This window comes from Permianibacter fluminis (assembly GCF_013179735.1).
In the GTDB taxonomy this organism is placed as follows: Bacteria; Pseudomonadota; Gammaproteobacteria; order Enterobacterales; family Permianibacteraceae; genus Permianibacter; species Permianibacter fluminis.
Genome location: NZ_JABMEG010000001.1, coordinates 2,604,446 through 2,617,647, shown reverse-complemented (window position 1 = coordinate 2,617,647; position 13,202 = coordinate 2,604,446). Strand labels below are relative to the sequence as shown.

13 protein-coding genes are annotated in these 13,202 nt (G+C 58.0%); 8 read left to right on the top strand and 5 right to left on the bottom strand.

Features of this window, described 5'->3' with window-relative positions:
* Positions 1 to 119: 119 nt before the first annotated feature.
* The gene (locus HPT27_RS11340; RefSeq protein WP_172243238.1) at positions 120 to 1,226 is read right to left on the bottom strand and encodes a mechanosensitive ion channel family protein; all 1,107 of its coding nucleotides are present in this window, start codon (positions 1,224 to 1,226) and stop codon (positions 120 to 122) included.
* A 97-nt stretch (positions 1,227 to 1,323) separates the two neighbouring features.
* Positions 1,324 to 2,322, bottom strand: a complete 999-nt coding sequence (nagZ, locus tag HPT27_RS11335) for a beta-N-acetylhexosaminidase (protein WP_172243235.1) — start codon at positions 2,320 to 2,322, stop codon at positions 1,324 to 1,326.
* Between the two features lie 155 nt (positions 2,323 to 2,477).
* On the opposite strand from nagZ, the gene HPT27_RS11330 reads away from it, so the two are divergent.
* From HPT27_RS11330 to HPT27_RS11310, 5 genes are all read left to right on the top strand, one after another.
* Entirely contained in the window at positions 2,478 to 4,427 is a 1,950-nt protein-coding gene (locus HPT27_RS11330; protein WP_172243232.1) for a M2 family metallopeptidase, read from the top strand.
* Between the two features lie 234 nt (positions 4,428 to 4,661).
* Positions 4,662 to 5,039, top strand: a complete 378-nt coding sequence (locus tag HPT27_RS11325; RefSeq protein ID WP_172243229.1) for a hypothetical protein — start codon at positions 4,662 to 4,664, stop codon at positions 5,037 to 5,039.
* A gap of 582 nt (positions 5,040 to 5,621) precedes the next feature.
* Entirely contained in the window at positions 5,622 to 5,972 is a 351-nt protein-coding gene (locus tag HPT27_RS11320) for a hypothetical protein (RefSeq protein WP_172243226.1), read from the top strand.
* 207 nt (positions 5,973 to 6,179) lie between these two features.
* Positions 6,180 to 6,584, top strand: coding sequence for a hypothetical protein (locus HPT27_RS11315; protein WP_172243223.1), 405 nt, complete (start codon positions 6,180 to 6,182; stop codon positions 6,582 to 6,584).
* A gap of 921 nt (positions 6,585 to 7,505) precedes the next feature.
* A complete protein-coding gene (locus HPT27_RS11310) occupies positions 7,506 to 8,357 on the top strand; it encodes a pirin family protein (protein ID WP_328820712.1) in 852 nt (283 codons plus the stop codon).
* Positions 8,358 to 8,370: 13 nt separating this feature from the next.
* Here HPT27_RS11310 and HPT27_RS11305 read toward each other — a convergent pair whose 3' ends face one another.
* The 3 genes from HPT27_RS11305 to HPT27_RS11295 form a co-directional block, all read right to left on the bottom strand.
* Positions 8,371 to 8,565: a hypothetical protein gene (locus tag HPT27_RS11305; RefSeq protein WP_172243218.1), complete on the bottom strand. Its 195-nt coding sequence runs from the start codon at positions 8,563 to 8,565 to the stop codon at positions 8,371 to 8,373.
* A 158-nt stretch (positions 8,566 to 8,723) separates the two neighbouring features.
* A complete protein-coding gene (locus tag HPT27_RS11300; RefSeq protein WP_172243216.1) occupies positions 8,724 to 9,134 on the bottom strand; it encodes a DoxX family protein in 411 nt (136 codons plus the stop codon).
* 3 nt (positions 9,135 to 9,137) lie between these two features.
* Positions 9,138 to 9,464, bottom strand: coding sequence for a rhodanese-like domain-containing protein (locus HPT27_RS11295; protein ID WP_172243214.1), 327 nt, complete (start codon positions 9,462 to 9,464; stop codon positions 9,138 to 9,140).
* A gap of 218 nt (positions 9,465 to 9,682) precedes the next feature.
* Here HPT27_RS11295 and HPT27_RS11290 point away from each other — a divergent pair, with 218 nt between their 5' ends.
* From HPT27_RS11290 to HPT27_RS11280, 3 genes are all read left to right on the top strand, one after another.
* Positions 9,683 to 10,132 (top strand): MarR family winged helix-turn-helix transcriptional regulator, encoded by a 450-nt coding sequence (locus HPT27_RS11290; RefSeq protein WP_172243212.1) that lies wholly within the window; start codon positions 9,683 to 9,685, stop codon positions 10,130 to 10,132.
* A gap of 266 nt (positions 10,133 to 10,398) precedes the next feature.
* Positions 10,399 to 11,727 carry a M16 family metallopeptidase gene (locus tag HPT27_RS11285; RefSeq protein WP_172243210.1) on the top strand — a complete coding sequence of 443 codons (1,329 nt, stop codon included), beginning with the start codon at positions 10,399 to 10,401 and terminating at the stop codon, positions 11,725 to 11,727.
* A gap of 2 nt (positions 11,728 to 11,729) precedes the next feature.
* A complete protein-coding gene (locus HPT27_RS11280; protein ID WP_172243208.1) occupies positions 11,730 to 13,133 on the top strand; it encodes a M16 family metallopeptidase in 1,404 nt (467 codons plus the stop codon).
* The last annotated feature ends 69 nt before the right edge of the window (positions 13,134 to 13,202 follow it).

The following is a 13,202-nucleotide window of genomic DNA, read 5'->3' as shown; positions in this document are numbered from 1 at the left end:
CCTCCTGCGGGATTCGTCATCCCATGCTTGCCAGCACCCACCGTGAGTGTTGGCCATCGGATGGTTGCCTCATTGCAACCGACATCAGCCACTGACGGGCTGAATTTTTTGCACCAAACTCAGCGCGAGGCCGGTGCAGAACCAGATTCAATATAGACGGTGCGGCTGGGAAACGCGAAATCGGCGCCGTGCTTGGCGACCAACTGCTGAATACCAAACAACACGTTTTCCTTGATGCGATAAAACTCAACCAGCTCGATCGCGCGGGTATGGGCGTCAACGAGAATGTTCAGGCTGGAGTCGCCAAACTGATGGAACCAGACCCCAAACGTCTGATCTTCAACAATGTCAGGATGCGCCAACAGATACGCCCGCAAATCGGTGATCAAGGCCGGTAACCGATCGGCATCCTGATAGCGCAAACCAATGGTTTCCCGAATCCGGCGATTGCTCATCCGGGTCACGTTTTCAACGGCGATATTGGCGAAAATAGAATTCGGAATATACAGCGGCCGCTTTTCACCGGTCCGGATGCGGGTCTGACGCCAGCCAATGTATTCGACCGTGCCTTCGATTTCCCGATCCGGCGAACGAATGCTGTCGCCAACGGCAAACGGCCGGTCCAGATACAGCATCAAACCGCCGAAAAAGTTGGCCAACAGATCTTTTGCAGCAAATGACACCGCCAAGCCACCGATACCACCAAAAGCCAGCACACCGGAGATGGAAAAACCCATCGTCTGCAGGCCGATCAGCGTCATCACGATGAACACCGAAATGCGGCCAAGCTTGGCGATGGCTTCGATGGTGGTCGGGTCGAGCCGGCCCTCCTCCGTGCTGGTCCGGGCAATTTCAATCAGCCGCACTTCACCGCTGCGCACCAACCGGATCAGGAACCAGCAAATCAGCACGATGATGCCGAGCGTGCGGGCATTGTGGATGACCTTCAGCATCACGCTGGCGCGTTCGGTAAAAATGTATTCGAACGCGAACATCAGGCCAATCAACCAAATCGCCAACGTGGCCGGGCGCGCCAGCGCTTCCCAGAAAGCGTCATCCCATACGGTCTTGGTTTGCTCCAGTTTGGCGTGCACGCGCTTGTGCAGCTTGCGCCACAACCAATGCACGAGCGCCGTCAAACCGAGTATCACCAGCACACCGGTGATCCAGCCGGCGACATCGGTCAACTCCAGCAACCACTTCCAGATTTTGGCGAATGACAACATGCTGACTTACCTGCTCCTGCTGTTAATTGGACAGCGACTTATTGGACAGTGACAAAACCAAACGGCAACGCGGACTGCACTGCTAACACCGGCACACTCAGGCCAGCAGCGCCTGCGCCCGCTGCCAGCGCGGATCCTGCTGCAGCGATGCCACTTGCACCGAGGCTTGCCGCTGGCACAAAGCCGCGATGCGATCACTCTGTTCGCGCGGAATACGCTGCGGCAGCGCCTGCAGCGTTTCGATGGCGCCGGCGCGATCGTTGCAGACCAGCACCATGTCGCAACCGGCATCAAGTGCGGCGTGCGCGCGGGCGTGATAGTCACCGACGACATGCGCGCCGGCCATGGCCAGATCGTCGCTGAAAATACAGCCGGCAAACTGCAGCTGACCACGCAGCACCGTTTGCAGCCAGTAACGGGAAAAACCGGCCGGCAACGCATCGAGCGCCGGATAAATCACGTGCGCCGGCATGATGCCGCCAAGCTCGGCGGCCAGCGCTTTGAATACCGACAGGCAGCGTCCGATCTCTTCTGCAGAGCGTTCGTCGACCGGCACCTCAGTATGCGAGTCGGCGGCGACAAAACCATGACCGGGAAAGTGCTTGCCGGTGCCGAGCATGCCGGCGTCGCGCATGCCATTGAGATAAGCCCGCGCCAGCGGCACGACTTGGGCCGGGTCCGGCCCGAAGCTGCGGTCGCCAATGACCACACTGGTGCCGTAATCGAGATCCAGCACCGGAGCAAAACTGATGTCGCATCCAACTGCACGCACTTCGCTGGCCATCAGCCAGCCCAGCTCGCGGGCCCGGCGCTGGGCTTCGGCATCGGCCTCGGGACCGAGCGTGCGCAGCGGCGGCAGCCGGCTGAAACCCTCGCGCAGGCGCTGGACGCGGCCGCCTTCCTGATCCACCGCAATGAGCAAATGACGACCCGACTCGGCCCGAATGGCGTCGGTCAGTGCGCGGACCTGTTCGGCAGTGGCGATGTTGCGGGCAAACAGGATGACCCCGCCGACAGCCGGGTGGCGAATCAGCTCGCGCTCTTCCGCATCCAGGGAATAGCCTTTCAAATCAAGCATTAACGGGCCAAGCGCCATTCTTCTTTATCCATTCTCAGAGCCGGGAAAACCGGCGCGCATTCTACTCGACCGGGCCCGGCGCCACAGCAATTTTCCCCGCTGGCCGCAGCGAACCGGGCCGGTATAATCCGCCGTCGCCCGCGCCAAGCGGGACCGCTTTGGAGATGGACCGCATGACTGCTCACACGACTGCCCTGACAAGAAAAACCCACACGTTCTGGCGCCCGGCGCTGCTGGTCACCAGCATTGCCCTTGGTCTGGCCGGCTGCAGCCAGCCCGAATCACCGCAACAATCGGTGCAAGCCAATGGCACCACCGTCGCCGACGCGGAAAAGTTCGTCGCCACTGCTGAAGCCGAGCTGCTTCGCCTGAATCTGGAAGCCCAGCGCGCGGCCTGGGTATCCGAGACCTTTATTACCCCGGACACCGAAGCGCTGGTCGCCAAGGCCAACGAAGTGGCCACCGCCAAATCGGTCGAGTTTGCCAACCAGAGCAAGCAATTCATTGGCATGGAATTGCCGCCGGAGCTGAACCGCAAGCTGGAAAAAATCCGTCTGGCGCTGGTCCTGCCGGCACCGAGCGACGCCGCCAAAACCGAAGAGCTGGCGAAAATTTCCTCATCGCTGAATGCCCAGTACGGTTCGGGCAAATACTGCAAGAACGGCAGTGACGGCAAGCAGGTCTGCCTGAGCCTCGGCGAGCTGGAAGACATCATCGCCAACAAAAACAGCAAACCGGCCGAGCGGCTGGAAGCCTGGACTGGTTGGCACAGCATTTCGCCGGCCATGCGCCCGGAATACACCCGCATGGTTGAAATCGCTAACGAAGGCGCGAAAGAACTCGGCTATGTCGACACCGGTGCCATGTGGCGCGCCAAGTACGACATGTCGTCCGATGATTTCGCGAAAGAACTGGATCGGCTCTGGGGTCAGGTGCAGCCGCTGTACAACGCCCTGCACTGCCATGTTCGCGCCAAGCTGAATGAACGCTTCGGTGATGATGTGGTCAGCAAAACCGGCCCGATCCCAGCGCACATGCTCGGCAATATGTGGGCGCAAACCTGGGACAACGTTTACGATTTCGTTGCGCCGCCGACCACCGGCAGCAGCTACAACCTCGATGATCTGGTCGTCAAAGCCTACGGCAAAGCAACCGATCTGAAAGCCAGCGATGTCGACAATGTCAACAACGCCAACATCTTCAACTTGAAGCAATCGCCGGAAGGCAAAATGGTGCAGGCCGGCGAAGGCTTCTTCAGCTCGCTCGGTTTTGCGCCGCTGCCGGACAGCTTCTGGAGCAATTCGCAATTCCTGAAACCGCGTGACCGCGATGTGGTCTGCCACGCCAGCGCCTGGGATCTGGACAACCAGGACGACGTTCGCATCAAGATGTGCATCAAGATGAACGGTGAAGACTTCGTCACCATCCATCACGAGCTCGGCCACAACTACTACCAGCGCGCCTACAAGAACCAGCCGTTCCTGTTCATGGACAGCGCCAACGACGGTTTCCACGAAGCGATTGGCGACACCATTGCGCTGGGCATCACCCCGGCCTACCTGAAGCAAATCGGCATGATCGACAAAGAGCCGGATGCCAGCCAGGACGTCAACATCCTGATGCGCAAAGCGCTGGAAAAAGTCGCCTTCCTGCCGTTTGGTCTGATGGTTGATCAGTGGCGCTGGCGCGTATTCTCCGGCGAGATCCCGGCAGACAAATACAACGAAGGCTGGTGGCAACTGCGCGAAAAATATCAGGGCGTGAAAGCTCCGGTCGCGCGCAGCGAAAAAGACTTCGACGCCGGCGCCAAGTACCACGTCCCGGGCGGCGTGCCGTACTCTCGCTACTTCCTCGCTGATGTGCTGCAATTCCAGTTCTACCGCGAAATGTGCAAGATGGCCGGCCACCAAGGCCCGCTGCACCGCTGCACGTTCTACGGCAACAAGGAAGTCGGCGAGCGCCTGAACAAGATGCTCGAAATGGGCGCCAGCAAGCCGTGGCAAGACGCGCTCGAAGCAATGACTGGCCAGCGCGAAATGGACGCCAGCGCCATCCAGGAATACTTTGCACCGCTGAAAGCCTGGCTGGATGAACAGAACGTTGGCCGGACTTGCGGTTGGTAAGCTCTGCTGTTCTGCAACAAACAAAGCCCGCCGATTGGCGGGCTTTGTTTTTGGGTGACAGGCGCGCGAGAATCGCCTCGCCCCACTCCAACTGTCGCCTCAATCCGACTCCGGTTTTGGGTGAATTTACAGGACTATCCTGCTTATAATTCAGCAAGATTGATAAGGCGAAAAGGTGTTAGGCGACGGGGCCAGTGCATCTTTGCTTCGGAAAGTCACTACAACGGAGGATCTATGGGGGTTGCCTACTACGTATCGTTCGAGAACGGCGATGAGGCTGTTTGCACGGAGGTTGACGGCAAGGCATTGGCTCGTGCCGAGAAGACTCTAAATAAGATTGCAAAGGCGCTCGGCCTAAAGAAGCTGGAAGATTACTTTGGCCTGAGCGAGGATATTGCTGAAGAGTTCGAAGTCGACACAGACCAAGACGGGCCATGGTTCGAGCCCGACGAAGGAATACACTGGTTTGATACAGTCGCCTCACATCTCATTCAGAACCCATCTGCAGTAAAAGGCTCCGAGCAGTTGCTCGGAGAACTTAACGACTTCAAGAGCGTTCTTGTCAAAGCAAAAAAATTAGGCACAAAATGGAACCTTGGCATAGACTTTTAGCGCGGTAGATACCGTCTTGCCGCTCTGGCGGTTCGATAATTTCAGCGGTATCGCAACCGTCAGGTTTGCCGGGTCCCGCCCCGGCGGGCGGGTTTCTTTCTTTGGCGCAAAGAAAGAAACCAAAGAAACATGGCCGATTCCTCGCCGCTAAAACGAAGAACCGTTTTAGCGGTCCCCTGCGCTTCTCCGCTCCAGCTGGGGCTTTTGTGACAGGACATCCCTGTACAGTCACAAAAGGCTTCGGCCTCCTGCATCGCCCCTTCGCTACGCTCCGGGCTGTTAACCCAGCCTCCACTCCGTTGCTCGGCTCGTCAGACGGGCAAATATGGTGCCAAATTTCGCTTCGAAAAAAACAAGGCGGCCAATTGGCGGGCTTTGTTTTGGGTGACAATCCCACCAGATTTACCTAGCCTAGCTTCGCTTGAACAGCCCCCAAATTCGACCAAGGGTTTGGGGTGAATAAACAGGTCTAACCCGGCTATAAGTCGACGAGTTATATCTGGCAAAAAAAAGTGTTATGCACCTTTTTGGGTGTAGAAAAACGCCACATTTATGGGACCTACTTCACGTAAGGCATCGCAAATGAACGAACTACTCGAAGTTCTAAACTCTCGCTGCGGGTGGGAGTGCGTGGTAAAGTCATACGACGGTTGGAGCTTGATTCTTTCGAGCGGCACCTCAATCGAGTATGCAAAGCCAGTGGCTGCATTTGCCGGCGTCTCGTACTTATCTCTTCCTTTTCAGTTCAGCCACCCAAAATTCCGAATGGCGAGTCATATTGAGCGAGAGCAAGTCGGGAAAATTGTACCTATTGAATCCGAAGATGCAGTACTTTCAATCGAGGCTGAAACAATGGCATCGCCTGATCGGCAAACATTCTTTCTTGTCGCATCGGCTATCGAAATCGAAGGCCCGATGGAAGCATCTCGGTGAGTCGCCTCAAATCCGAGCGCGAGGCACCCGCGATGCCCAACATCTGAGCCGCCTTCCTGAAATCACAGGTTGGGCGTTCCACCCCAACCAACGAACTGACAGCCATCAAAGCTCAACGTTCCGAGTCAGCCAGCTCGGACGGTATTGGACTTGACAGCACTACCTACAAACCGCGATGTGCGGCACCAGTGCATATGGGAGATTGCAGTGAAATTGAAGGCAACAGTAGCTTTTTGCCTGACATTGATCAGTTCAGCGTTTGCCGAAGAGGGCCTTGTCGTGCACCTCACAATAAAGAAGTCGGCGGGCGAAAGAGCCAGCACGTACACCAATGGTGTGCTCATGCGACAAACCGAAGCAGTTACCATGACATTCCCGAATGAATATGAAATGCGACTGGAGTCGGAGGCGATAGGTAAAGACGAAGTGAATATCGTCGTCACGCTTAAGGACATTACGAGCGACAAACCCATCTACGCAGGAAGCGGCGCTGTCACGCTAAAGGTTGGCTCGTCCGCCACGGTGCCATTTCATCAGCTTGAGGCTGCGTCAGCCAGTTACGAGATCTTCCTGGATACTTCTTATGGACAACTCCCGGAGACTGCCAACTGAGCCACAGTAGGTCCGAACCGCGCAGCGTTTCGGACGCATGTTTTTTCATTCGTGCGAAGCCGCTACGCGGATTCGCACCTCCTCCGCGTGCGCTGAAGTAGTCGGTGAACAGCAAGACTCAAAGTACTGCTCATGCCGATAAAGCATCAGGATTCCCGCTTCGGCAACTGCTCCTGCATTGCTCTACCTCCTGCATCCATGCAGTCGTTCGCGAGAATGACGGTTTGTTCTGGCATTGCGCGTAGCGTGCCTTTGACTTACTCGCCCGTTCGACGAGCCGACGACCGCAGGAAGTGCAGAGCTCAGCGGAATGCAGTCTGGGTTAATAGCCTGTAGTGAAACGAAGGGGCGAGGCAGGAAGCCGACGCCTTTTCAGACTGTGCAGGGGTGCACTGTCTGAAAAGCCCCAGACGGAATGACAAAACGGCAGGATTGCCGTTTTGCACGGCGCAGCCGCCCGAAGGGTGAGGTGCATGGATGCACCGAATGACATGCACAGGGAACCGCTAAAACAGCTTCATCGTTTTAGCGGCTCGGAGTCGGGCATGTTGCACCAAGGCCATCCATGGCCTTGGCCTGGCGGCGCCTTCGGCGTGCAAATTCGCTCCCGGCGAATTTGTCTTTGGTAACTTTCTTTGCGCCAAAGAAAGTTACCCGCCCGCCGGGGCGGGACCCGGCAATGGTGGCAATCGCCCCACCCTCCTCGACTGATTAAACAGCAACCAGCCAATCATTCAAGATTTCACAACAACTCGGTCAAATCCATCAGCTGGTTCGAATAAGCGGTCGGGCGTAAGCTGACCTACATCAGCGGTAGGAAACCGATACCGCCAAGCAAATAACCGGAGGTACACCATGTCCACTGCTATTCAGCCCACAACGACATCGCCCACCCCGATTCGCCCAAGCGTTGAACCGCGCATCGAAACCAGCCGCGAGCTGGAGCAAGTCGTGGTTGGTCGGCCGACCAGTGATGGCGCTGGCGTCAAGCTGACCCGGGTGCTGACGCAAAACCTGCAGAAGCGGCTCGACCCGTTTCTGATGCTGGATGAGTTCGGTTCGGATCAGGCGGGTGATTACATTGCCGGGTTTCCGGATCACCCGCATCGCGGTTTTGAAACGGTGACCTATATGCTCAATGGCCGCATGCGTCACCGCGACAGCGTCGGCAATTCCGGTTTGCTGACCAACGGCGGCGTGCAGTGGATGACAGCCGGGCGCGGCATCATCCATTCGGAAATGCCGGAGCAGGAAGACGGTTTGATGCGCGGCTTTCAGCTGTGGGTGAACCTGCCGGCCAAGAACAAGCTGACGGCACCGGGCTATCAGGATTTGCCGGCGACCGCGATTCCGGAAGTCACGTTGGGAAATGGCAGTCTGGTGCGCGTGATTGCCGGTGCTTTTGCCGGTGTCAACGGCGCGGTGCAACGGCCGGATACCGAGCCGCTGTATCTTGATGTGCATGCGCCGGCAGGCAGCACGTTGCAGATCCCGATTCAGGATGGCCACAACGCCTTTCTGTATCCGTATGAAGGCGAGCTGACGATTGGTGCACTGACGCGGCCGCTGCGCCGACAGCAGATGGGCATACTGACGTCGACAAGCGGCAGCAGTGGTGTCCGGGTGACGGCAACCGCCGACAGCCGCTTCATTCTGGTGGCAGGCAAACCGCTGCGCGAACCGATTGTTCAGTACGGCCCGTTTGTGATGAACACGCCGCTGGAAATCGAACAGGCCATTCGCGATTACCAAGCCGGAAAATTGGCCAGTTGATTGATGCGTTGATTCATGAGTTGTTTGATGCAATGAAAAGAAAAAGAGCCGGCTTTGCCGGCTCTTTTTCTTTCTGGGTCACAATTATTCGGTTGGTGATTGCCGCTACTTCAGCGCGAGCAGGATCACTCCCCTCCTTGTCAAGGAGGGGTTGGGGGTGGTTGAGCGCCGAACGATTGGAAATCTGAAAATCGGCAACTGTTGGCATGTTCTCAACCTGCAGGGTCGTTTTCTGCCTCCTGCAACCACCCCTAGCCCCTCCTTGACAAGGAGGGGGATCGAAAACACATTGCAGATCCTCTGCCAGCGGATACTTGGCTGGCCCACCCCAATGTAACAGCCATTACTTCATTGACTGCAGTCCACTCAGCGCGACTTCAGCGCCCAAATGCCATCACCGTGCAACGCGTGCACCAGCGATGCGACAATCAAGAACGCCGGAAACTCCCAGCCGCCACCGCTGTTAGTAAAGAGCCAACCATTCGGCAAATGGGTCCACAGGGCGACGGCCAATACCGGCACCATCGCCAGCGACACCCAGCGACCATACAGGCCCAACAAGATGGCGATACCACCGAGAATTTCGGCAACGATCACCGGTCCGGCCATGAAACCCGGCAAACCCAGATTGTCGAGCCAACCGGCGAAGCCGCTGACGGTGAAGACCGTCAGTTTCATCGTGCCGTGCGCAATCCACATCTGGCCGAGTGCGAACCGCAGTAACAGCGCGCCGTAGCTGTGAGGCCTCGCAATCGGATTCATCGTCAACGTCGTCATGGCTTATGCCCCCACCAGTGCCAGACCGGCCTCTTGCCAGTCCTGCTTGCCGCCCCTGAATACCGCAACCTTCCGATAACCAAGCGCGCTCAGCTGCACCGCTGCCATGTCGGAGTTCTGGCAGGCCGCGTTGGCGCAGTAAACGACGATCTCGGCATCCTTGTCCGGCAGCGCACTGGCGGCGGTGGCCTTGATGGCGTCGTGGTTGATGTTCAGCGCGCCGGGCAGATGGCCGGCGCGGTAGTAACGCTCGGGCAGCGCCTCGATAAGGATCGGGCGTGGCCCCTGCAGCAGTTTGTTCAGCAACTCGGTACGAGACAGGGTTTGCATGGCATGGCTCCTAAAACCGGCAATTTGGTACCGGTGTCACAGCGTGATTCGGACGGGACTGCGCCGCCTGAACGTGGCCAGCGTCAGCTCGGGCAGTCGATATAGTTGCATTTGCAACTACAAGTACAGCCTAGATCGATTTATTTGCAAATGCAACTATCGCGATGGTAACTTTTCCGCAACCCGCCCTGCCCCTGCTACCTGACCGGAGACCCGCCATGCCCGCCGACCTGCTGGCCGACCCGACCATTCGCGCCTGGGCGCGGCTGCTCAAAGCCCAGAAACTCCTATTGGAAGGCGTGCAAGCCGCGCTCAGCGAGGCCGGCCTGCCGCCGCTGGAGTGGTATGACGTATTGATCGAGCTGAAAACTGCGCCGGATCAGCGGCTGCGGTTGTTTGACTTAGGTGAACGCATCGTGCTGTCGCGCTCCAATCTGACCCGGCTGCTGGATCGGCTGGAAAAAGAGGGCCTTGTCACCCGCGACAACTGCAGCGAAGACCGGCGCGGCCTCTATGCCGTGCTGACCCCGGCCGGCCTTGCCATGCAGAAGCGAATGTGGCCGGTTTACCAGACCGCTATCCAGAACCTGTTTGGCCGGCACTACGACGCGCGCGATGCCGCGCAGCTGGCCGATTTGCTGGAACGTCCGATCAGCGCACCGGCCTGAGTCGCGGTTCGGGCTCCATAACGTCGGTTTCCTTCATCCGGATTGCGCGTTTCAGCCGGTTTCATTCCATCAGCTCCGTTCAAACCGTCAAGCCGCGTTTTGCCGAATGAGTCCTCAACAGAATGCCGCCCGCACCGGCATTGCCGCCGGGCAGGATGCGAACCGCGCCCCAGCCAGACAATTTTCTACACATCTCTCATGGAGCGGCCCGCGCCGGCTGTGGCAAGCTGCGCGCGGTTCATTCCCCCTACCTCACGGACGTCAACATGGAACGACATTTCAAGAGACGCGTATTGCTGGCCGCCAGCCTGTTCGGGCTGATGTCATCGGCGCAGGCCGTCACCACCGCTAAAGACGTGCAGACCTTAACGCTGGCCAACGGCATGAAATTTCTGGTGCTGGAAGATCACTCGATTCCCAACGCCAACTTTTACGTGTTCTGGAAAGTCGGCTCGCGCAATGAGCACCCCGGCATCACCGGCTTGTCGCATTTTTTTGAACACATGATGTTCAACGGCGCCAAAAAATACGGCCCGAAACAATTTGACCGGGTGATGGAAGCCAATGGCGGCGCCAACAACGCCTACACCACCAACGATGTGACCGTATACACCGACTGGTTTCCGGCCTCGGCACTGGCAACGATTTTTGATCTCGAAGCCGACCGCATTGCGGATCTGAATCTCGACGATGCCATGGTCGCCAGCGAGCGCGGCGTGGTCGCCAGCGAACGCACCACTGGTCTGGAAAATTCACCGTGGCGCACGCTCGGCGAAGAAGTCGATGGCGCTGCGTTCCGGGCCCATCCGTATTCCTGGCCGGTGATTGGTCACGAGTCCGATATCAAAAACTGGAAAAAAAGTGATCTGCAATCCTACTTTGACACCTACTACGCGCCGAACAACGCCGTCGCGGTGGTGGTTGGTGACGTCGAAGTTGCCGAAGTAAAAAAACTGGCCGAGCAATATTTTGCCCCGATTCCGGCAGCCGAACCGCCGCGACCGATTCACACCGTGGAGCCGGAGCAAAAAGGCGAAAAACGGCTGTTCGTGCAAAAAGACTCGGTCAGCACGCCGCATCTGCTGATTGGCTACAAAACCCCGGCCGCCAGCCATCCGGATTACTACGCGCTCAGTTTGCTGACCTCGATTCTCGCCGAGGGCAATTCCTCGCGGCTGTATCAGGCACTGGTCGACAGCGGTCTTGCCACCATGGTCGGCGCCGACTACGAAGAGCATTTTGATCCTTACCTGCTCGGCATTTATGCCATCGCCAGTGGCGATACCAAAGCCGCGCAGATTGAGTCTGTGCTGTACGCCGAAATCGACAAACTGATCAAGAATGGCGTCAGCAAGGAAGAACTGCAAAAAGCCCGCAGCCAGAAACTGATGCGTTTTTACAAACAACTGGAAACCATCAACGGCAAAGCCAACACGCTCGGCACCTATGAAGTCTATTTCGGCAGCTACGACAAGATGTTCAACGCACCGAAAGCCTATGAGCAAGTCAGCGCCGCCGACATCCAGCGCGTTGCCCGTGATTACCTGAGCAAATCTCGCCGCACCGTCGGCATCCTCGCGGCCAAGGAAGACTGAACATGAACAAGCTGACAACCCTGCTGGCCGCAGCGTTCGGCGTTTTCGCCGGCACGCTTTCTGGCGCTGCCAACGCTGACTTTGAGCTGCCGGCATTCGAGCGCTACCAACTCGACAACGGCCTGACGGTCTATCTGATGCCGCAAAAGGAAGTGCCGCTGGTGCATGTCCGGCTGGATCTGCCGGCCGGCGCCATCGCCGATGGCGACGCCTACGGCATCGCCCTGCTGACCGCAGAAAGCCTGCTGCTCGGCAGCAAACGCTACAGCAAGGAACAACTGGAAAAAGCCTTCGATTTGCGGGGCGCCAGCGTGACCGCCAACGCTGATCTGGAAACGGCCGGCATCACCGCAGAGTTCGTCAATCAGGATACCGATACGCTGCTGCCGATGCTGGTCGATGCGCTACTGCAACCGAGCTTTCCGGCCGACGAGTTCAACAAGAAACGCGATCGCCGTCTGCAGGAACTGGAGCTGATGCGGCAAAGCCCGCGCCAGGTCATCGGCAATTATTTTCAGCAACTGATGTATCGCGATTCGGTCTACGCAAATCCGGTATCCGGCTTGCAATCGAGCGTCAAGGCACTCGACCGCGATGCCATCGAGCGCTTCTATCGCCAGCATTATGTGCCGCAAGGCAGCGCCTTGATCGTCGTCGGCGATTACGATGCCAAGGCCATGAAAAAGCGCATCGCGCAGGCGTTTTCCAGCTGGCGCGGCAACGCGGCCGGCAAAACCGAAGAACCGGCTGCGGTGCCGGTCGCGGTCGACAAAGCCCGCGTGGTGCTGGTCAACAAACCCGATGCGATTGAAACGACGCTTTATATCGGTGGTGCCGGTGTGGCCCGCAATCATCCGGATTACAACGCGCTGACGGTCGTCAACACCATCCTCGGTGGCCGCTTCACCTCCTGGCTCAACGATGAGCTGCGGGTGAACTCCGGCTTGACCTATGGTGCCCGCAGCCAGCTGCAAGCGCTGCGCGGTGGCGGCCTGTTCAACATCACCACCTTTACCGCCAAGGCGAATACCGAGAAGGCCATCGATCTGGCGCTGAAAACTTATCAGCGTCTGTGGACCCAGGGCATCGACGATGCCACGCTGGCCTCGGCCAAGGCCTATGTCAAAGGTCTGTATCCGCCGAAATTTGAAACCGCCGCCGATCTGGCGGAAGCCCTGACCGTGCTGCATCACAACCACATGAGCAAAGCCCAGTTCGACCGCTTCCTGGCCGATGTCGAAGGCCTGACCGTCGAGCGAGCCAACCAGCTCGCCCGCCAGCATTTGCCGCAGGACAAACTGCAATTCGTCCTGATTGGCAACGCCGCCGACATCGGCGGTATTGCCGGCAAATACGGTGAAGTCAAACAAGTGGATATCAGCACCGACAGTTATCAAGCGTTCTGATATCCGGCATTCTGATATCAGCATACCGGCCGGTTGCGCTTTCGCCACCGGCCGGTATGCTGTCAGTAC